This is a genomic window from Prochlorococcus marinus CUG1416, assembly GCF_017695965.1.
Lineage (GTDB): Bacteria > Cyanobacteriota > Cyanobacteriia > PCC-6307 > Cyanobiaceae > Prochlorococcus_A.
Map to the genome: position 1 here is coordinate 583,565 of NZ_JAAORM010000005.1, position 22,459 is coordinate 606,023.

The 22,459-nt window shown below is 31.9% G+C and carries 17 protein-coding genes; 10 read left to right on the top strand and 7 right to left on the bottom strand.

Going from position 1 to position 22,459, the window contains the following annotated elements:
* The first annotated feature begins 28 nt into the window (after positions 1-28).
* Complete coding sequence (acnB, locus tag HA146_RS09430) at positions 29-2,602, top strand: bifunctional aconitate hydratase 2/2-methylisocitrate dehydratase (protein WP_209109269.1); 2,574 nt, start codon at positions 29-31, stop codon at positions 2,600-2,602.
* Between the two features lie 9 nt (positions 2,603-2,611).
* On the top strand, positions 2,612-3,970 hold the full coding sequence (locus HA146_RS09435) for a ClC family H(+)/Cl(-) exchange transporter (RefSeq protein WP_209109270.1): 1,359 nt from the start codon (positions 2,612-2,614) through the stop codon (positions 3,968-3,970).
* A 10-nt stretch (positions 3,971-3,980) separates the two neighbouring features.
* On the opposite strand, the gene purU is transcribed toward HA146_RS09435, so the two are convergent.
* Complete coding sequence (gene purU, locus HA146_RS09440; RefSeq protein ID WP_209109271.1) at positions 3,981-4,835, bottom strand: formyltetrahydrofolate deformylase; 855 nt, start codon at positions 4,833-4,835, stop codon at positions 3,981-3,983.
* A gap of 48 nt (positions 4,836-4,883) precedes the next feature.
* Here purU and HA146_RS09445 point away from each other — a divergent pair, with 48 nt between their 5' ends.
* On the top strand, positions 4,884-5,966 hold the full coding sequence (locus tag HA146_RS09445; protein ID WP_209109272.1) for an NAD(P)/FAD-dependent oxidoreductase: 1,083 nt from the start codon (positions 4,884-4,886) through the stop codon (positions 5,964-5,966).
* Here the strand turns inward: HA146_RS09445 and dnaK are convergent.
* Positions 5,963-7,870, bottom strand: a complete 1,908-nt coding sequence (dnaK, locus tag HA146_RS09450; protein WP_209109311.1) for a molecular chaperone DnaK — start codon at positions 7,868-7,870, stop codon at positions 5,963-5,965. The genes HA146_RS09445 and dnaK overlap by 4 nt on opposite strands.
* A gap of 116 nt (positions 7,871-7,986) precedes the next feature.
* On the opposite strand from dnaK, the gene HA146_RS09455 reads away from it, so the two are divergent.
* Positions 7,987-8,847, top strand: a complete 861-nt coding sequence (locus tag HA146_RS09455) for a shikimate dehydrogenase (RefSeq protein WP_209109273.1) — start codon at positions 7,987-7,989, stop codon at positions 8,845-8,847.
* A gap of 104 nt (positions 8,848-8,951) precedes the next feature.
* A complete protein-coding gene (gene rpsF / locus HA146_RS09460) occupies positions 8,952-9,401 on the top strand; it encodes a 30S ribosomal protein S6 (RefSeq protein WP_209109312.1) in 450 nt (149 codons plus the stop codon).
* Positions 9,402-9,404: 3 nt separating this feature from the next.
* On the opposite strand, the gene HA146_RS09465 is transcribed toward rpsF, so the two are convergent.
* Positions 9,405-10,619, bottom strand: a complete 1,215-nt coding sequence (locus HA146_RS09465; protein ID WP_209109274.1) for an argininosuccinate synthase — start codon at positions 10,617-10,619, stop codon at positions 9,405-9,407.
* Between the two features lie 284 nt (positions 10,620-10,903).
* On the opposite strand from HA146_RS09465, the gene HA146_RS09470 reads away from it, so the two are divergent.
* Entirely contained in the window at positions 10,904-11,182 is a 279-nt protein-coding gene (locus HA146_RS09470) for a DUF3134 family protein (RefSeq protein WP_209109275.1), read from the top strand.
* Complete coding sequence (gene mraY, locus HA146_RS09475) at positions 11,166-12,242, top strand: phospho-N-acetylmuramoyl-pentapeptide-transferase (RefSeq protein WP_209109276.1); 1,077 nt, start codon at positions 11,166-11,168, stop codon at positions 12,240-12,242. The genes HA146_RS09470 and mraY overlap by 17 nt, the downstream gene beginning before the upstream one ends.
* Here the strand turns inward: mraY and HA146_RS09480 are convergent.
* The 4 genes from HA146_RS09480 to HA146_RS09495 form a co-directional block, all read right to left on the bottom strand.
* Positions 12,237-12,374: a hypothetical protein gene (locus HA146_RS09480; protein WP_209109277.1), complete on the bottom strand. Its 138-nt coding sequence runs from the start codon at positions 12,372-12,374 to the stop codon at positions 12,237-12,239. The two genes, mraY and HA146_RS09480, sit on opposite strands and share 6 nt — an antisense overlap.
* 57 nt (positions 12,375-12,431) lie before the next feature.
* Entirely contained in the window at positions 12,432-13,841 is a 1,410-nt protein-coding gene (locus HA146_RS09485) for a glycosyltransferase (RefSeq protein ID WP_209109278.1), read from the bottom strand.
* A 201-nt stretch (positions 13,842-14,042) separates the two neighbouring features.
* Positions 14,043-16,946 (bottom strand): excinuclease ABC subunit UvrA, encoded by a 2,904-nt coding sequence (gene uvrA / locus HA146_RS09490; protein WP_209109279.1) that lies wholly within the window; start codon positions 16,944-16,946, stop codon positions 14,043-14,045.
* A gap of 53 nt (positions 16,947-16,999) precedes the next feature.
* Complete coding sequence (locus tag HA146_RS09495; RefSeq protein ID WP_209109280.1) at positions 17,000-18,679, bottom strand: AAA family ATPase; 1,680 nt, start codon at positions 18,677-18,679, stop codon at positions 17,000-17,002.
* 68 nt (positions 18,680-18,747) lie between these two features.
* On the opposite strand from HA146_RS09495, the gene HA146_RS09500 reads away from it, so the two are divergent.
* Genes HA146_RS09500 through thrC form a run of 3 tightly spaced genes read left to right on the top strand, consistent with a single transcriptional unit; the run spans position 18,748 to position 22,288 of the window.
* A complete protein-coding gene (locus HA146_RS09500) occupies positions 18,748-20,604 on the top strand; it encodes an ABC1 kinase family protein (protein WP_209109281.1) in 1,857 nt (618 codons plus the stop codon).
* Position 20,605: 1 nt separating this feature from the next.
* Positions 20,606-21,178, top strand: coding sequence for an alpha/beta hydrolase (locus tag HA146_RS09505; RefSeq protein ID WP_209109282.1), 573 nt, complete (start codon positions 20,606-20,608; stop codon positions 21,176-21,178).
* Positions 21,179-21,184: 6 nt separating this feature from the next.
* On the top strand, positions 21,185-22,288 hold the full coding sequence (thrC, locus tag HA146_RS09510) for a threonine synthase (RefSeq protein ID WP_209109283.1): 1,104 nt from the start codon (positions 21,185-21,187) through the stop codon (positions 22,286-22,288).
* Positions 22,289-22,459: the final 171 nt, after the last annotated feature.

Genomic DNA, 22,459 nt, shown 5'->3' on the forward strand with positions numbered 1-22,459 from the left:
ACAATAGATTAGGCATTAAACCTTACTAATGAAGAATTTGGAAACATTGCTAAAAGATTATGCAGCTCATGTAGCTGAAAGAGCTAGCAAAGGTATACCTCCTTTACCTTTAAATGCTGAGCAAACAAATTGTGTCACAAAATTATTGGAAAAAGATAGTAATTACGATTCATCTTATTTACTTGATTTACTAATAAATAGAGTCCCTCCAGGAGTTGATGAGGCTGCTTATGTAAAAGCAAGCTGGCTTACAGCTATTGTTAATTCCGAAAAATATTGCAAATTAATTAATCCTGAAAAAGCAATTGAAATATTAGGAACAATGATAGGCGGATATAATGTAAATTCTTTGGTTGAAATACTTAAAGGAGAAAATAGTTTACTTGCTAAAAAATCAGCAGAAGTTTTAAAGAATATTATTCTAGTTTACGACTCGGCTAATGAAATTTATGAATTATCTCAAAATAATATTTATGCAAAAGAGGTTGTAAATAGTTGGGCGAATGCAGAATGGTTCAAAAATAAAAAAGTTCTAGAGAAAGAAATTACTTGTTTAGTATTTAAGGTTGACGGGGAGACAAACACAGACGACTTATCTCCGGCAGTACATGCTACAACACGCCCGGATATTCCGATGCACGCATTGGCTATGTTGGAATTTAAAAAACCAGATGGACTAAAGATTCTTGATGATTTAAAAAAACACAATTTACCCGTAGCTTATGTTGGAGATGTTGTTGGAACAGGGAGTTCTAGAAAATCTGCTATTAATTCACTCATTTGGCACATAGGCCAAGATATCGCTTTTGTTCCCAACAAAAAAACAGGTGGAATAATAATTGGTAGCAAAATAGCCCCTATTTTCTTTAATACTGCACAAGATTCAGGAGCTTTACCTATAGAAGCTGACGTATCTCATATGAAAACAGGAGATGTTATTAAAATATATCCTTATGAAGGCATTATTAACAAAATCAAAAAAGATTCAAATACTGAAGAATTAATAAGCAAATTCGACTTGTGCCCATCAACTCTTACTGATGAAATTCAATCTGGCGGCAGAATTAATCTTATGATTGGAAGATCTCTTACGGACAAAATTAGAAACAAATTAAATTATCAACCAAGTGAAATATTTATCCGACCACAAAATGCAGCAGAAAGTAATTCTGGCTTTACTCAAGCCCAAAAAATAGTAGGAAAAGCATGCGGTTTAGATGGGGTTAGGCCAGGAATGAGCTGTGAGCCAATTATGACCACTGTTGGCAGTCAAGATACTACTGGGCCAATGACTAGAGATGAACTAAAAGAACTAGCTTGTTTAGGATTCACTGCAGATTTAGTGATGCAAAGTTTTTGTCACACCGCTGCATATCCTAAACCAGTAGATCTAGTTACCCATCAAGAATTACCTGATTTTATCTCTCAAAGAGGTGGAGTAGCTCTTAAACCTGGAGATGGCATAATTCATAGCTGGCTTAACAGAATGCTTCTCCCTGATACTGTTGGTACAGGTGGAGATAGTCATACACGATTCCCTCTTGGGATTTCATTTCCTGGAGGCTCGGGCATTGTTGCCTTTGCCGCTGCAATAGGATCAATGCCATTAAATATGCCGGAATCTGTGCTGGTTAAATTTAAAGGAGAATTATTACCAGGCATTACTCTTAGAGATTTAGTAAATGCAATCCCTCTCTTCGCAATTAAAAAAGGACTCTTAACTGTTGAGAAAGCAAATAAGAAAAATATATTTAACGGGAAAATTATGGAAATTGAGGGATTACCTAAACTAAAACTTGAACAAGCTTTTGAACTCACGGATGCTACTGCAGAACGCTCTTGCGCTGGGAGCACAATACTTTTATCCCAAGAAACTGTTCAAGAATACTTAAGAAGCAATATTTGCCTGCTAGAAAAAATGATTGAGAGCAATTATGAAGACTCAAAATCGATTTCAAGAAGAATAAATGATATGAAAAATTGGTTAAAAAAACCATCATTAATTCAACCAGATAAAAACGCTCAGTATGAAGAAATCATTGAAATTGATTTAGCAAAAGTAACACAACCTATAGTTGCTTGCCCTAACGATCCAGATAACGTAAAGGAAATGACAGATGTTGCCAATACAAATATTGACGAAGTTTTTATAGGTTCTTGCATGACAAATATTGGTCATTACAGAGCAGCTGCGAAAGTTCTTGAAGGTGTACAAAATTTAAAAGCTAAATTATGGATTTGTCCCCCTACAAAAATGGATGAAGAGACTCTAAAAGCTGAAGGTTATTATAAAATATTTGAAAATTGTGGTGCAAGATTAGAGTTACCAGGTTGTTCTTTATGTATGGGAAATCAAGCGAGAGTTGATGAAGGATCTGTAGTATTTTCTACTAGTACAAGAAATTTTGACAATAGGCTTGGGAAAAATGCGCAAGTATTTTTAGGGAGTGCTGAATTAGCAGCAGTTTGCGCACTCCTTGGAAAAATCCCTGAAGTAGAAGAATATCAGGATATTACTAAAAATAAAATTAATCCATATTCAGATGAACTTTATCGTTATCTTCAATTTGATGAAATACAGGATTTCAGTTTGTCAAAATGATCATAGATTATGCCAAATCTTATAAGAGAAAATCTTCAAAATACCAGTCATAAATCTTCTCGCAGCATCAAAAAATTATTAAGACAAAGATCTCTAGTCGTTGTATTGTCTCTCTTATTAACAGGTTTAGGAGCTTCAATTACAAGCATATTTTTTAAAACTGGAATCTATTTTTTTAACAATTGGAGATTAGCACTTTTAGACCAATTCCCATCTATTGCAGTATTGCCAATTTTTGGAGCTTTAGGAGGAGCAATTGCGGGATATTTAATCAAAAATATTGCACCTGCAGCAAAAGGTTCAGGTGTGAGTCAAATTATGGGTTTCTTAAGGCATAAACAAGTGCCAATGAATATAAAAGTTGGATTAGTAAAGCTCATATCAGGAATTATCGCTATTGGTAGTGGATTCCCTTTGGGTCCAGAGGGTCCGTCAGTTCAAATGGGAGGATCAGTTGCTTGGCAAATGGCCAAATGGCTCAAAGCTCCCACAGCTTTCAGAAGAGTAATAGTAGCAGCAGGTGGTGGTGCAGGAATAGCTGCGGTATTTAGCGCTCCATTAGGAGGGTTTGTTTATGCCATAGAAGAGCTATTAAACTCTGCTAGACCAGTAGTTTTGCTATTAGTAGTAATTACAACTTTCATTGCAGATTCATCTGCTGATATTATTCAAGCCTTGGGTTTAGATCCTAAAGCAGGAGGCTTTGATTTTAACCTCGGATTTCTGATTCAAAAAGAATATGACCCATCAGTTTTTTTCTTACCTATAGATTTTATTTACCTAGTTTTACTGGGAATAATTATTGGGATCTTTGCAGAATTGTACAGCAGATATGTTTTGTTAATGCAAAAGCTTGGGAAAAAGTGGTATAAAAATAAATTTGTTTTAAAAATGAGTATCTGTGGACTGATTTTAGGAAGCATCTATTCTTTTTTACCCAGCACATTTCATAATTTAGATGAATTACAGAAAATAATAGCTGAGCAAAATACAAGTATTGGAATTGCTTTGTTAGCAGTTTTAGTATTATTTATCACTACAGGTTTAGCCGCAGCATCTGGAGCTCCTGGGGGATTGTTCTATCCAATGCTGACTTTAGGAGGATCAATCGGACTAATAATGGGGAGCTGGGTAGAAATTGCAACAGGACATGCACCTAGTACATACATTTTTGCGGGAATGGGGGCTTTCGTAGCAGGATGTTCGCGAACACCAATAACAGCTATGTTTTTAGCTTTTGCCTTAACAAAAAATTTATTAATAATGAAACCTGTCTTAATCAGCTGCATTGCCAGTTTCTTAATAGCAAGAGCTTTTAATGAAGAATCAATTTATGAAAGACAAATACATATAGAATTAGAAGACTAAGAAATTAACGTCAATCAAAAACAGCAGTTTTGCTGTTATAAACAAATACTTGATGATTTAGATGTAATCTAACCGCTCTTGCTAGAGCTATTCTTTCAATATCTCTTCCTTTTCTAATCAAATCATCAACTTCATCCCTATGACTTACATTAACCGTGCATTGCTCTATTATCGGGCCTTCATCAAGATCTTCAGTAACATAGTGAGCCGTAGCACCGATTAATTTAACACCTCTCTTCCATGCTCGATGATATGGTTGCGCGCCCTTAAATGCAGGCAAGAAAGAATGATGAATATTTATTATTGAAGAAAACTTTTTTAAAAAAGAGTCACTCAAAATTTGCATATATTTGGCTAATACAACAAAATCAATTTCATATTCTTTTAATAAATTTAAAAATTGATCTTCAACAACAGATTTATCAATATTAAAGGTATCAATATGGACAAATTTTGCATTAAAGTCATTTGCAATATTTTTAAGATCAGAATGATTTGAAATTATTAAAGGAACTTTCATATTAAGTTCACCATTTCTTACTCGCCAAAGTAAATCAATCAAACAATGATTTTGTTTACTCACGAAAATAGCAACGTTTGGAATTTCATCAGAATAATTTACGTTAAATTTTCCATTTACTTCATCTGCAATATTTTCAAATTCTTTATAAATTTCATCTCTATTAAAAAATGCATTTTTATAATTCCATTCAATTCGACTAAGAAACAAACCCGCATCTTGATCTGTATGATGATCAGAGTGTTTTATGTTGCCACCGTAATTTGAAATCCAACTAGTAAGTAAACTTACAAGGCCAGGACGATCGGGACAAACAATTTTGAATATAATTGAAGGATGTTCCAAAAAATCTTTAACTATTAAGTCAAATAAGCAAGTATATCTAATATATCAATGAAAAGCTTAAAAGAAAATTTTCAGAAAGCACACATAGTTATTATTGGATCGGGAATTATTGGGAAATTTAACGCTTTAGAATTATCAGAATTAGGTTTTCAAATAACAATAATAGATCCAGCCCAACTCCAAAATAGTAGCAATGCCGCTTTAGGCTTACTAATGGGTAATATGTATCAAAAAAGGAGAGGTAGAAGTTGGGATCTCAGGAAACAAAGCATTAAATTATGGCCACAATGGATTGCATTCCTACAAAAATTTAATAATGAATTAAATATCGAAAAACCATTAATACAACTAACTACGAATGAAGAAAAGTTTAGAAAATTAAAGAAATTTATTTATGAAAATAATGATATAAACTTAAGAATTTTAGAAAGAGACTCAATATTTATCAAGAATATAAATAAGGCCTTCCAAACAAAAAATATAAAAGGAATGATTTCCTTCAAAGATGGAAGAATAAATGCTATTTCGTTACTTAAAACATTAGATAAATATCTAAAACATAAAAAAATAAATTCTTTAGAAGAAGAAATAATTAAAATCAGAAAATCAAATAATCATTGGATCTCTACAACAAGAAAAAATGAAGACATTAAATCTGACATAGTTATTTTGTGTAATTCTCTAAAAGCGGTTAATTTAATAGATAACCTATCTCACAACATCAAATTAAAACCTGTTTTAGGTCAAGCTATAGAAGTTGATATAAATGATGCAGAAGTTGATTTATTGTCGCTCCCAAAACAATTCAATATAGATGGTAAAAATATAATTACAAAATCAAAAAATAGGCTAATTATTGGTTCAACTGACGAATATAATACCAAGCCAGAAGAAAATACATTCGAAAAACTCACAAATTTTCTCGATAAAAAACCAAATTGGCTTGTGAAAGGGAAAATTTCTAAAAAATGGTACGGAATAAGGTCAAAACCTGATGGCGAACCTTCACCAATAATGAAGCAAATAGAAGATGGCCTAATTATATGTACAGGTTTTTATAAAAATGGGATTTTACTTGCTCCAGCTTGTTCTAAATGGGTTGCTAATGAAATTAAAAATTACCTTTCCTAATCTTTTGTTTCAGTAAAGTCTGCATCAATCACATCATCTCCACCTTTATCGTTTGAATCACTCTGATCAGGACCTTCCGCTGAATCAGGTGATGGTGGCTGATTGCCAGGTTGCTGATAAACAGATGAACCAACTGCATAAAGTTCTTGCTGAAGTTCTTCAAGAAGTTTTTTCATTGATTCATAATCTTCTTTTGAAGTTGCCTCTTTTAAAGCATTACTTTTTTCTTCAACTTTAGACTTTGCTGCTGCATCAATTTTGTCTCCCAGCTCACTAAGTTGCTTTTCTGTCTGATAAACAAGTGTTTCAGCCTGATTTTTTAAATCAATTTTTTCTCTTTTTTCTTTATCTGAAGATGCATTTGATTCTGCATCTTTAACCATTTTTTCTACCTCATTATCAGATAAGGTAGAAGCACCTGTGATAGAGATACTTTGCTCTTTACCACTTCCCTTGTCTTTAGCGGTAACGCTGAGAATTCCATTTGCATCAATATCAAATGTAACTTCAATTTGAGGGACACCCCTTGGTGCTGAAGGTATACCATCCAATCTAAAGGTGCCTAAGCTTTTGTTATCAGAAGCCATTTCTCTCTCACCCTGTAGTACGTGAATTTCTACATTTGTTTGACCATCTACAGCAGTTGAATATGTCTCAGATTTCTTAGTGGGAACTGTAGTATTTCGATTTATCATTTTTGTCATAACTCCCCCTAAAGTCTCTACACCAAGAGAAAGTGGAGTAACATCAAGCAACAATATATCTTTAACCTCGCCTGCTAAAACACCTCCCTGAATAGCTGCACCAACAGCAACTACCTCATCAGGATTTACAGTTTGATTAGGTTCTTTACCTATTATTTTTTTGACTAAATCTAAAACAGCAGGAATTCTTGATGAGCCACCCACCATTACAACCTCGTCTATTTCACTAGTAGAGATTTTTGCATCACTAATAGCCCTCTCTACTGGAGTTTTGCACCTATCGATTAAAGAAGCTGCTAATTCCTCAAACTTTGCTCGAGTAAGGTTCAAATCCAAATGTTTTGGCCCTTCAGGAGTCGCTGTGATAAAAGGTAAATTTATTTCACTTTGCGTAGCATTTGAAAGCTCAATTTTTGCTTTTTCTGCTGCCTCTGTCAGCCTTTGTAAAGCTTGCTTGTCTTGTCTAAGGTCAATTCCCTCATTTGATTTAAAAGTACTAGCTAAATGATCTACGATACACCTATCAAAATCGTCACCACCAAGATGGGTGTCTCCAGATGTAGATAGAACTTCAGTTACTCCATCACCAGCTTCAATAACTGAGACATCAAATGTTCCTCCTCCTAAATCAAAAACAAGTATTTTTTCATTTTCTTTATCCAAACCATATGCTAAAGCTGCAGCAGTTGGCTCATTAACAATTCTTAGGACTTCTAAACCTGCAATTTTTCCTGCATCTTTAGTGGCTTGTCTTTGAGAATCATTAAAATAAGCTGGAACTGTGATTACAGCCTGAGTAACTTTATCACCAAGATATTTTCCCGCATCATCCGCTAACTTTCTTAAAACTTGAGAACTCACCTCTTCAGGAGAAAACTGCTTATCCAAAATAGGGCACTTTAATTTGACACTAGAACCAGATTTTTCAACAGAATAACTGACATCTTTAGATTCTTCATTAACCTCGTCAACTCTTCTACCGACAAAACGTTTTGCAGAATAAAAAGTATTTTCAGGATTCATAACAGCTTGTCTTTTTGCAATTTGTCCAACAAGCTGATCTTGATTTTTTGTATATGCAACAACTGATGGAGTAGTTCTGAAACCCTCCGCATTTGCTATTACAGTGGGTTTACCACCTTCCATTACAGCAACACAACTATTAGTTGTTCCTAAATCGATTCCAACTACCTTACCCATGGGTAAATTCTCATATTTTATATTCTCCATAATCGGTCATCGGCGTCATTATTGTTACTCAAAGACGGGGTGTGGTTCCCGAACAGATCGTAATTTTTTTAAGAAAATTTCTAAACATGATTACAAGTAAGACATCTTTTATTGCATTAATCGGCAATCCAGTAAGCCATTCTTTGTCACCAATCATGCAAAATGCTGCCCTTCAATATTTAGGCTTAGATTTAATTTATATTGCAATACCTTGTAGAGATGAAGATCTAGAATTAGTTCTGAATTCTTTGAAAAAAATCAATTGTAAAGGGTTAAACATTACAATACCTTATAAAGAAAAAGTATTTGACCTTTGCAGTGAAATCTCACCTATTGCAAAGAGACTGAAAGCAATTAATACCCTTAAGTTAAATTCTGAGAGAGAATGGAGCGCAACTAATACAGATGTAGAGGGATTTGTTTATCCATTAAAAACCTTAAATTTAACAAATAAACAAGCAATAGTACTTGGCTCAGGTGGGGCAGCAAGATCCGTTATACAGGGATTAATAAATTTAAATTCTTCAATAATTTCAGTAGTATCACGTAACAAATCATCACTAGATGAGTTAATTAAAAATTTTGGGAATCAAATTGAAATTCAGGGTTTGTTACATAATGATAATCGGGCTCAAAATTTAATTGAAGAAGCAGGATTAATTGTAAATACTACACCAGTAGGAATGCAAACAGGTACTCATGAAGAAAATATATTGCCTTATGGGGAAACTTTTTGGAGATCTCTTAAATCGAAAACAATTGTTTACGATTTGATTTACAATCCTGCTCCAACTCCATTGTTAAAATTTAGCGCTAAAAAAGGATGCATGACTATCGATGGTTTGCAAATGCTTGTTGCTCAAGGAATGAAATCATTATCATTTTGGACAAATGGTTTAGAAGTACCTTTTCATATTATGAATGACGCACTAAAAAAATATCTTTAAAAAAAATGATGCAAATTTTTAATAAACTGCCCATTGTAATGTATCGTGAATAATGAACAGACGCTCATCGCATAATTTATGAGCCAAAGACCTTGTCTGAAACTATGAATGATCAACAATCTTATTACGAAACCATGTACATCCTCCGCCCCGATATAGCGGAAGATGAAGTAACTAATCACATTGATAAATACAATAAACTTTTAGAAGAATTTGACGGTACCATCCTGGATAGTCAAATGAGAGGAAAAAGAAGATTAGCTTATCAAATATCTAAATATAGAGAAGGTATTTACGTCCAATTGAGTCATCAAGGTGATGGGCAACATATTTTTAAAATTGAAAAAGCCATGAGACTAAGTGAAGATGTTATTAGATATATGACCGTTAAACAAGAAGGTCCTTTGCCAACTCCAAGACCCTCTAATAAGAGTACACCTCCATCAGAGAATCAAGATAATCCAGAATCTAAAGAAAAAGAACTTTTAAAAACTCCTGAAGATTCAGCCAATAAAAAAGACGAGTCCGAAAATAAAAAAAATAAAGAATCTTAATTGTTAATCAATTATTTTTGAATTTAACTCTGCCCATATTTTATTAGACATACCCCACATATAAATAAAACCCTCTGCTAAGGAATGATTAAAGACATCATCTTTACTATAAGTTGCCAAATCTTCCCTATAAAGTGAATTATTTTCAGAGATTCTTCCAATTACTGTTGCATTACCCTTATGAAGTCTAATCTTTACTCTTCCATTAACTGACTTTTGAGTAGATGAAATAAAAGCATCTAAACTGTGCTTAAGCGGACCAAACCAAAAACCTTGATAAACTAATTGACCCCATTTTTTTTCCACTATTCCTTTAAAATCAATAACATCTGGGTTTAATGTTATGCTCTCTAATTCCTTGTGAGCTTTGATTAAAAGTAAAAGACCAGGCGTTTCATAAATCTCTCTACTTTTGATTCCTACTACTCGATCTTCAATCATATCTATTCTTCCAAAACCATGTTCACCTGCAAGATCATTAGCTTTTTTAATAAGCTCTACTGGAGATAAAAATTCATTATTAATTCCAACTGGAAGCCCATTTTTAAAAACAATTTCTATATCTTGAGGGGAATCTGGTGAATTATTAATTGATGATGTCATTGCAAAAATATCTTCAGGTGCTTCTTGCATTGGGTCTTCTAATATTCCTGCCTCAACACTCCTACCAAGAAGGTTAACATCTATTGAATAAGGAGATTTTTTTGATACTGGTGCAGGAATACCAAATTTTTCTCCATATAATATTGCCTCTTCCCTACTCATATTCCACTCCCTTGCAGGTGTAATTATTTTTAAATCAGGGCCTAATGCATTAATTGCTAAATCAAATCTAACTTGATCATTTCCTTTACCAGTACATCCATGAGCTACTGCATCAGCATTAATCTCTCTAGCAATATTAACGAGGTTTTCAGCAATTAAAGGTCTAGCAAGAGCTGTAGATAAAGGATATTTATCTAAATATAATGCATTGGCTCTAATAGCTGGGAAAGCATATTTTTCCACAAAACTATTTACTAAATTACCAATAATTGATTTAGATGCACCAGAATTTAAAGCTTTTTGCTTGATAAATTCCAAATCTTCGCCTTGTCCTAGATCTGCTACAAAAGTAACCACTTCTGAAATTCCATATTCATTCTTTAAATATGGAATACAAACGCTAGTATCAACGCCACCGGAATACGCTAGTACAACTTTTTTTACCTGCTGCATTTAAATTTGCTCCATAAATTTAAATTTTTGACGTAATTAAGAATTTGAAAACTTATTAAAAACTAATATTATTGTAACTAAAAGAGCTGGACCAAAAACTAGTAATAAGACAAGAAAGTTATTAATTAATAAAACATTGGGATTCAAGTATCCAATAAGTTTAAATAATCCAGACAATAACAATGAAATTATCCAAATAAAAAAGTATTTTAAATTTCCTTTATCAAACAAAATTTTTATAGTGGATCATTATGTATTATCTTATATGTAGAACAACAATTTTAATGGACTCAAATAAACTAAAAATTAGATTGAATGATATTTCTGAAGTTAACCCAGCTTTAACTTGCTACCATAGAGATGATCCAGCTCCCGTTTTACCATTAAGAGATGAACCAGATCTACTATCTTGGCTCGAAAGTACAGGAAGACTTGTCACTGAAAAAGACGCAGATTCACAAGAGATTAGTACGATAGAAGAAGAAGAACTCTCAGCACTTATGGGAGAAAAAGAAGATTATAAAACTGAAGAAGATTCTTCAGAAGATGATTGGGAGGATTAAAAAGTTTAACTTTAAATCATTATTAATATTAAATACTTTTGCTTTAATAGTTACCTCCTATATTTTCAAAAATTTTATTTTTATAGGTGTATACACTTTATTTTTTTTTATTTCTTTATTCACAACAAAGAATGGTCTAAAAATAATCAAAGAATTAAACTTTCTTCAAAATATTAGAACTGAGGGCCCTGCTAATCACTACAAAAAAAGTGATACTCCAACAATGGGTGGGATTTTTATAATAATACCTTTTTTAATTTTTATTTTAATAATCAATATAAACCTAGGTTCTCCAAAAATATTCCTTTTATTGCTAACTATTGTTGGTTTCTTCATTATAGGTTTCTTAGATGATTATTTAAGCATTAAAAATAAAAAAAATACAGGATTAAAATCAAAAGAAAAATTCATCTTACAAAGTATCATCTCACTAATTTTTATATTATTAGCCTATGAAAAAGATTTAATAAATCCATTAATAACAGTGTCTGACTCCTGGGGAATAAATATGAATATTTTCATATTTCCCATTTCTTTTTTAGTATTAGTTGGCATAAGTAATTCAGTAAATTTGTCTGATGGACTAGATGGACTAGCAGCTGGATGTAGTGCAATTGTTTTTTCTGGATTGGGCACAGAAATATTAATGAAAGAACAGCAGGATCTTATTATTTTTAGTATCTTATGTTATTCAATGTCTGGCATATGTTTAGGGTTTCTCAAATATAATATTTATCCTGCAAAAATATTTATGGGGGACACAGGATCTTTAAGTATTGGAGCAATTCTTGGTTCTATTGCGTTATTAACGAATAGCGTTTTTACCTTATCTATTTTCTCAGGAATCTTCATTATTGAATCTTTATCAGTAATTATTCAAGTAGGGTTTTTTAAAATTACAAAAAAATTATTTCATAATGGGAAACGCATATTTTTGATGGCACCACTGCATCACCATTTTGAACTTAAAGGAGTAAAAGAGCACAAAATAGTTGAAAATTTTTGGAAAATCAACATATTACTTGTGGTTTTAGGTATAGTTTTAAAAATCAATCTATAGAGAATTTGTTATGAGTTTTTTTACATGGAAAGATAATGGCTTAACAAGCGACTGCTCGAGTCTTGATGCTATGGCATCAAGATTTGAAGAAACTGCTAACTTAATGAAAAAACTATCTAAGAAAGGCTTCAAACTAAAGAAAACAAATAACAATCAACTAATTATTCATACTGATCCTAAAGTATTTGATCAATGGGGCTTTATAACTGAAGAGCTTCCTTTTAAACAACTCTGTTTAATTACAGATGAAGAATCACTATTAGACCTCAAAAACTCTTCTGTGAGTATTGATAAATAATTACGGACATGAGTGTTCCAACTAAAGTGTCTATTAACACCTTCAATTCCATTTCTGCTCCATAATTTCCACTGATCACTATTAGCAATTCCTTTTTCAAGAATAACTTTCAACTTATTAATATCAGTAACATCTACTAAAAGTCCATTTTCACATTTTGAGCGAATTTCTTTAGGTCCTCCATCGTCTGTTGATATGATTGGCAATCCACATGAAGAGGCTTCAAGCAGGGTTAAGCCAAAAGGCTCTGTCAAGGCTGGATTAACAAATAACCCACCCCTACTAGCAGCCCATCTATATAAAGCAGGTATCTGAATTGGAAGATGCTTTTTTGGATAAGCTACCTTTCCATACAAATTATATTTATCAATCGTTTCAAAAATATTATAGAAAACATCTTGTTGTTGAGAGTCAAGTTTTGAAGTACTATCTCGACAACCCAAAATCAAAATTAAATTAGTTTTTCTCTTTAATTTTTCAGATCTTCCGTATGCCTCAATCAAAGAAGGAATATTTTTTCTTCGTACAGCTCTAGAAATAGTCAGTAATGGAGGTTTTGTTAGATCCTTTAAAAAAGGTTTCATCATGTTGTCAATTTCAGCTGTCTCTGTAGTCGAGTGAATATGGTGAAATTTATTATGATCAACGCCCGGAGGAATCACTCGAGCTTTATGAGGTGAAAAAGAAGAATATTGGGAATATTGATAAACGGACTCTTGTTTAGTACTTGTTACAACAATATCTGCTGATTCTAAAACTTTTTCTTCTGCCTGAATTCTTTTACTTATGGAATAAAGCTTTTCTATTTGCTTAGTTTTTAAACCAGTATCAAGCAATTTCCTTTGTTTTTCTCTTCCTAAGGAATGACCAGTAAAAATAAGTGGAATATTTAAGGATTTACTAAGTTTAACGCCTACATATCCAGCATCTGCATAATGGGCATGAATAAAATTAGGCTTATTATTTTTTTTGTAGTAAGAAATAAGGGATTCAGTTAATTCATCTAAATAAGGCCAAAGCAATTCCTTTCTTAGATATTTATTAGGTCCAAATTTAAATCTTAAAATTCTAACTCCTGGTTCTACAAATTCTTCTGCTTGTGAATAGTCATTATCTACTTTAGAGTCATTTATTAAACGAGTCACTAAATCTACTTGATCAACATCAGAAGTATTAGCCAAACTTTTTACTAACTCTAAAACGTATTGTGTTTGCCCTCCAGTATCTGCATCTCTACCTAATTCAAGATTTTTAGACCGTATGAGACCATGTAAATGTAAATGTAAAAATTTCAACCTCATTCAGCAAATCCTCAGATCAATAGCCTGTAATACAAATAAGATGGATTCCCAAAGGAAATCTTAAGAAAGCATTATGATTTAAAAATTTTTTAATTCAAAAGTTTTCAAAAAGACAGATATCTACTAAGTTTATACAACTTTACAGAAGACTTTCGTTTTAATCAGATACTTAAAAATAAAAAGAAATACAACAAAGATTTTTTATTTAAGAACCTTTTTAAGATATTTTGCTGTATGGCTAGTGGGATGTTTAGCTACATCCTCAGGAATACCTTCTGTAATAACTTCGCCGCCTTTATTACCTCCATCAGGTCCTAAATCAATAATCCAATCAGAACATCTAATTACATCTAAATTATGTTCGATAACAATTACAGAATTACCTTTATCTACCAAACGTTGTATGACATCCATTAATTTGTGAACATCATAAAAACTTAAACCTGTAGTTGGTTCATCAATCAAATATAGAGTTTTTCCAGTAGCTCTTTTAGATAATTCTGTAGCTAACTTAACTCTTTGAGCCTCCCCGCCAGATAATGTAGGAGCTGGTTGGCCTAATTTGACATATCCTAATCCGACATCTACCAATGTAGATAATCTATCAGCAGCTTGAGGTATCGCTGAAAAAGTTTCTGCAGCTTTTTCAACAGTCATCTCTAAAACATCAGATATATTAAAACCTTTATATTTAACTTGAAGAGTTTCCCTATTAAAACGAGCTCCTTTGCATACTTCACATTGAACATAAACATCAGGTAAAAAATTCATTTCAATAACATTAACTCCCTGGCCTTTACAAGCTTCGCATCTTCCTCCTTTTACATTAAAACTAAATTGGCCAGCCTGATAGCCCCTTGCTTTTGCTTCTACTGTGGCAGTAAATAACTGCCTTATAGGATCAAAAGCACCTGTATAAGTGGCAGGGTTTGATCTTGGTGTTCTCCCTATGGGCGATTGATCAATAACAATAACTTTGTCAATTGCCTTTATACCCTTTAACTCTTTTACCCCTTGAGGAAAAGGGACTTTTAATCCTAGAGAATGACACAAGGCAGGGTGAAGTAATTCATTTATCAAAGTACTTTTCCCACTCCCACTTACACCCGTTACAGAAACTAACCTTCCTAAGGGAAATTCTACAGATATATTCTTTAAATTATTTTTAGAGCAATTGTTTAAAATTAAACTTTTTTTAACAGATGATCTACGTTCTTTTGGAGTAGGAATCGACTTCCTACCACTGAGATAAGCCCCCGTTAATGACCTATCTGATTTTAAGACATCTTCATATGATCCTTTAGCAATAATTTCCCCACCATAAATACCTGCCCCTGGGCCAATATCTACTATATAATCTGCGGATTTCATAGTATCTTCGTCATGTTCAACAACAACTAAAGTATTTCCTAAATCTCTTAAGCTTTTTAATGTTTCTAATAATCTGTCATTGTCTCTCTGGTGTAAACCAATACTTGGTTCATCTAATACATATAAAACACCAGTAAGCCCTGCTCCTATTTGCGTTGCTAATCTAATACGTTGAGCTTCTCCACCAGACAAAGTCATGGCAGGTCTATCTAAAGTTAAATAATCTAAACCGACATTAATTAAAAACTTCAAACGTAAACGAATTTCTTTTAAAACCAATTCACCTATCTGCTTTTGTTTTTCTGATAAAGATATATTTTCCTTATTAGTCTTTCCTAAACCCATGATTCGCTCAATATGAGTTAAAGTTTCAGAAACGCTTATAGAAGTTAAATCAGTTATATTATATGGACCAAGTTTAACGGCCAACGCCTCAGGTCTTAATCTTTTTCCAGAACATGTATTACAAGGTACTAATTCTAAATACTTTTCTAACTTTTGCTTAACTGATTCTCCATTAGCTTCATTCAATTGCCTTTCTAATATTGGTAGAATCCCTTCAAAAGGCCTTTCAAAACCACTAGAAGTTTTAAAACGACTATCAGCTTGAATTAATATTGGTTTATCTGATCCTAAAAGTAAAACTTTTTTTTGCAAATCACTTAAATCTTTCCAAGGAGTTTTTAATTCAAAACCATACGCTTGTCCAACTGAAAATAGTAATGAAAAATAATAAGTATTATCTTTTTCACTCCAAGGAGCTATTGCAGCATAAACAGGTAATGTTTTGTCTGGTATTACTCTATCAGCAGTAAATTTTTTTAAATAACCAATCCCATGACAATCTGGACAGGCACCATATGGGCTGTTAAAGGAAAATAATCTAGGAGAAAGTTCCTCTACAATAGAACCATGTACAGGACAAGCATAATTTTCTGAGTATAATTTTTCTCTATCTAAATTAGGAGGTAAGTTTTCTCCTTTTTTCGGAACAACTTCTACTATGGCTAAACCGTCGCCTCTTTTGAGACAAGTTTGTAGAGAATCATTCAATCTTTCTTGTATTCCATCTCTTGCTATTAATCTATCAACTACTACCTCAATACTATGAATTTGATTCTTATCTAATTCAATACTATCTGCAAGTTCTCTTACCTCCCCGTTAATTCTTACCCTAGCAAAGCCCTCAGCAGCTAGTCCACTTATTAATTTTGTGTGTGTTCCTTTCTTCCCCCGTACAACAGGAGCTAACAATTGGTACCTTGTACCTTCTGGCAATAGAAGAATTTGATCAACCATTTCATCAATGGTTTGAGGCGCAATTGGAATCCCACAGTGATGACAATGAGGCTCGCCAGCACGTCCAAACAACAATCTTAGATAATCTTGTATCTCAGTTACTGTTCCAACTGTTGACCGAGGGTTATGACTTGTAGATTTTTGATCAATTGAAATAGCAGGGGATAAGCCCTCAATATTGTCGACATCTGGTTTATCTACTTGACCTAAAAATTGCCTTGCATATGCTGAAAGACTTTCAACATATCTTCTTTGACCTTCAGCAAAAATGGTATCAAAAGCTAAAGAACTTTTACCACTTCCACTCACACCAGTAAAAACTATAAATTTATTCCTTGGGAGAGAAAGGTCAATATTTTTTAAATTATGCTGACGAGCTCCCCTAATATTGATTGAATTATCTTCTTCAAAACTATTATGGATTTTTGTAACCATGTTTAAATCTATTTATGATTTAAAAAGGTTATTATAGTGGAATTTTTCCTATTTTATGCAGCTGCCCTGTCAAGAAGACTAGAAGCGTAATCATTTGCTTCGCCAAACCCTCCACCAATAAGTTCTATTAATTCATTTTTTCTTTGTTTTTTTGTAGCTAATTTTGATATTGAAGTATAAGTTATTCCATCAATTACATTTTTATGCACTTTAAAATGAGCTAAACCTCCAGCAGCTAAAAAAGGCTGATGTGTAATACATAAAACCTGTTGATCTTTAGATATTTCTTTTATTAGCTCAACCAACGAAAACAAGGATTTACCACTTAGACCATTATCAATTTCATCTAAAAAGAAAGTATTTGGTTTTTTAGAAATACTAGATTTAATCGCTAGTAAAAATCTTGACATTTCGCCACCAGAAATAACACTCGATAGAGGAGCAAGCTTCTGATCAGGATTAGCAGAGAACAAAAAATTTATATTATTAATCCCATCGCCAGAAGGATTACATTCAGAAAATTGAATTGAAAAATTTGCATTTTCTAAGCCTAAATTTTTTAAAATTGAGATTACTGAATTCTGTAACAGTTTTGCAATTTTTTTTCTTTCAGTAGATTGAATAACAAATAAAGAATTTAAATTACTTTGTAAATTTTTGATTTGACTCTTTATCTTACAAATCTCATTATCTTGATTGTTTTGTAGAAAATATGTCTTTAATTGATCCCGCTTTTCAATTAATTGAGGTAGCTCCAATGAAAAAGTTTTCTCCAAATTTTTTAAAAAAAATAATCTTTTTTGTATTTCTGGAAGATTAGATTCGTGATTTTCTACATCTTCTATATATGAGTTGAGGTCGAAAATTAAATCTTCAACATCAGCTTGAATATGTAATAACTTCTCTCTAAATTTTTGAATCTTACAATCAAAATCTGCTGTTCTGTTTAAAACTTTTATTGATTGATTTATCAAAAAAGAGACTGATGGCTCATCATGACTGAAATTATTTAAGTTCTCTAAAGATGATTGAATTGAATTATTTATTTCGAGATTATTTACAAGTTTATTTTCTATTGACTCTAATTCTAAGATTTCCTCACTGGAATTTAAGTTAGCTTCGTCTAAAGTCTTAAACATTTGTTTAATTAATAAGTTGTTTTCTTCTTGTTTCTTAGAGGATTCTAGTTTTTTATTCATTAATCCTTTTAAAACCTCACTTTGCTGCCATATATTTTTAATCTTTGCATTGGTATCTCTCAAATCTTGCGAACATAAATCATCAATAATTAATCTTCTCTTGTCTTGAGAATCAAAAATAAAAGTATCTGATTGACCTGCAAAATCTATTAACAATCTTCCAAGTTCCTCTAATAATTGTTTATTAATGGATGAATTATTAAGACTAAATTTGGATAAGATTTTTTTATTTTTTTTATAAGATTCTCTTTTGATTATTAGTTCTAAGGCACTTCTTTCAAAACCATTACTAACTAACCAATCGTTAATTTGGGGAGTGGAAGAGAATTTTGCCTGAATAAAACAATAATCTTTTTCTGGACGTATTAAATGTTTTATAGGTATATTAGTTCCACCAAATAAAACATTTAAGGAATCTAAAATTAGTGATTTTCCAGAACCTGAATCTCCAGTAATGATATTCAAACCTTTTTCGAAATTAATTTCTATAATTTCTATTAAGGCAATATTCTCTATTTTTAGGTGTATTAACATGATAAATCTTCCATATAAAAAAATTAACTTCTTTTTAAAAAAAATAAAGGTTTTAAATATATAAAGTTATGAAAGAAGATTTTACTGATTTTATAGAGATTTCTGGACTATTAGATTATGATCCAGTTACAATTTCTAAAATTTACAAAAAAAATCCAAAAAGACTTTTAAAAAGGCTTTGGCAAACGCTAATACCTATTCTTGCTTATATCTTTTCAGTTGGATGGGATAAATTAACTGGTAGATTAAAAAATGAACTGCAAGCAAGATCTAGAGCAAGAGAATTAACAAATTTATTAGTAGAACTTGGGCCTGCTTTTGTTAAGGCAGGTCAGGCTTTATCAACAAGACCAGATATTATTCCAGCTATTCTTCTTGAGGAATTATCTGACTTACAAGATCAACTGCCAGGATTTGATGGGGGTAAGGCTATGGAATTGATAGAAGAAGATTTAGGATCGAAAATAGATGAGTTGTTTTTAGAAATTGATAAGGAACCAATTTCTGCTGCTTCTCTTGGACAAGTTCATAAAGCCAAACTGAAGAATGATGAAGTTGTAGCAGTTAAAGTCCAACGACCAGGTTTAAGAGAACAAATCACTTTAGATCTTTACATCGTTAGAAATATTGCTTATTGGCTAAAAAACAATATTGGATTGATAAGAAGTGATCTCGTGGCATTAATTGATGAATTAGGCAAAAGAGTTTTTGAAGAGATGGATTATTTAAACGAAGCTGAAAATGCAAATAAATTTAGAAATATGCATAAACATAACCAAATGATTGCTGTACCTAAAATTTATAAAGAAATAACATCCAGAAGAGTTTTAACAATGGAATGGATAGAGGGTACAAAATTAACCAATTTAGAAGATGTAAAAAAATTAGGAATCGACCCTGATAAGATGATAGATATAGGAGTCCAGTGCAGTTTAGAACAACTTTTAGAACATGGTTTTTTTCACGCTGACCCACATCCAGGTAATTTATTAGCCTTGAAAGATGGCAGATTATGTTACTTAGATTTTGGAATGATGAGCGAAGTTTCCAGAGAATCTAGATCTGGTTTAATACAAGCAGTTGTACATTTAGTAAATAAAAACTTCGATAAATTATCTCAAGATTTTGTAAAATTAGGATTCTTATCAGAAGAAGTTAATCTAGAACCCATAGTTCCTGCATTTCAAGATGTTTTCATTAATGCCGTTGAACAAGGAGTTTCAAAAATGGATTTCAAGAGCGTCACAGACGATATGTCTGGCGTTATGTATAAATTCCCTTTTAGATTACCTCCATATTATGCACTGATAATTAGATCATTACTAACATTAGAAGGAATTGCTTTAAGCGTAGACCCAAACTTTAAAATATTGGGTGCAGCTTATCCATATTTTGCGAGAAGATTAATGGAAGATCCTGATCCACAATTAAGAGAAAGTTTGAAAGAAATGCTTTTCGATAATAAAAAATTTAAATGGGACCGTTTAGAGAATCTACTTTCAAACGCAGCAAAGCAAACAAATCTTGATTTAGAAAAACTTTTAGATGAAGTAATAAATCTTCTCTTTTCTCCAAAAGGAGGTTTCCTTAGAAATGAAATAATTGAAAGCTTAACCAACCAAATAGATTTACTGAGTCTAAAAATATTGAAAAATTTAAATAAATACCTTCCAAAATCAATTAAATTAAATACGACTAATGAAAATAACAACTTAAGTGACCTTATAATGTACATAGAGCCACTAAGCAACTTTTTAGAAATTTTACGAAAAGTGCCAGGCTACTCTATTGATATTTTTCTAAAACGGGTTCCTAGACTTATAAATGAACCTTATACAAAAAAAATGGGTATAAAAATTGCAAAAAAAGTAACCGAAAAAGGAGTCGTTAGACTTGTAAAGATTGCCGCTGGCGCAAATATCTAAAATGAAATTTAGTAAATTTTTAATAATTAAAATATTTTTTATTTTAATAAGTTCTCAATTACTTTTTAATGTTTCCAAAGCTAATGCTGCTGAAGAAATTAAAATTATATACAACATATTTTCTAGAACAATTAAAGTAAATTCGTTAAAAACTTTTGCCGAAGAAGGATATTCAACAAAACAATTAAAAAAAATTTTAAAAGCAAGTGGGTCCTCCAACAAAGAAATCAGATCAGTGTTAAATAAAGATTTTGATATCCCTATTACGATTGCAAGCAAATTAGTATATTCTGAAATAGGAAAAATTTTTTTAACAAGACTTTCATCTATTATCCACCCACCCAAAGCAGATGATGAAAGAACTGGTATGTTAGCCCTTAGAGCAAGTGTAGTTCAAGGGATTAACATAGGAAATGGAAAAATAAATCTGATAAATTTTTTTGAAGGATATCCAACTAAAACTGTTATTTTAGATGTCAACGCTTTAAGCAAAGTTATGAATAAAGTAGAATCAATTTCAGAATTATTAGAATTTTTTACAAATTCTCCTCTAGAAAAAATTAAAACAAATTAAAAAGTCATGGTGTTATTAAATAAAATCAAAAATAAGCTTGGTATTAATTACAGAAAAAAAAGATGGCCAGGTCTAATCGAAGCTTACAAACAATATCTTCCAATTACAAAGAAAACTCCTATTATTTCCTTAAAAGAAGGAAATACACCACTAATTCATAGTGACTCAATTAGCAATTTAATTGGAAATGGAACAAAGGTTTTTTTAAAATATGATGGGCTAAATCCCACAGGATCTTTTAAAGATCGCGGTATGACTATGGCGATTAGCAAAGCAAAAGAAGAAGGGCGTGAAGCAGTAATTTGTGCTAGTACTGGAAATACTTCTGCCGCTGCTGCTGCATATGCATCTAGAGGAGGATTAAAACCTTATGTCTTAATCCCAGAAGGATTTGTTGCACAAGGAAAACTTGCACAAGCTTTAATGTATGGAGCTGAGATAATATCCATTAATGGAAACTTTGATAAGGCTCTCGAAATTGTTAGAGATTTATCATCAGAACATCCTATAGAGCTTGTTAATTCTGTGAATCCATATCGAATACAAGGCCAGAAGACAGCAGCTTTTGAAATTGTTGATGACTTAGGTATTGCGCCTGATTGGCTTTGTATTCCAATGGGAAATGCAGGAAATATAACTGCTTATTGGATGGGTTTTAAAGAATATTCAAAAATAAAAAGAAATTTAAAATTACCTATTATGATGGGTTTTCAATCTGAAGGTTCTGCTCCATTAGTACAAAATATAATAGTTAAAGATCCAGAGACAATAGCAACAGCAATAAGAATTGGAAATCCTGTAAATAGAGAAAAAGCAAAAAAAGTAAAAAAAGAAAGTAAAGGAGACTTTCAATCAGTTACTGATGAAGAAATAATAAATGCTTATAAAATCCTGGCCAAAGAAGGTGTTTTTTGTGAACCTGCCAGTGCAGCATCGGTTGCTGGGCTCATAAAAAATAAAAATAGAATTCAGAAAGAATCAACTATTGTTTGTGTTCTTACTGGAAATGGCTTGAAAGACCCTGATTGTGCTATTAAGAACAATGATGCTGTTTTCAGGAAAAATATTGAACCTTCGTTAAAAAATATAACCAAAATCTTAGGATATTAAAATCCAAAAAAATTAGTGTCTGTGGAAATCAAATTTAAACAGAACTAATTTGTTGAAAAACTAGTAAAAATTCAGTCTATTTGTTGAATAGTTTTTTAATAACTAAAAAAATGTAAATTTATTCAACATATAAAAAATTTTTTCCACTTATTTAAATATTCATAAACTAAG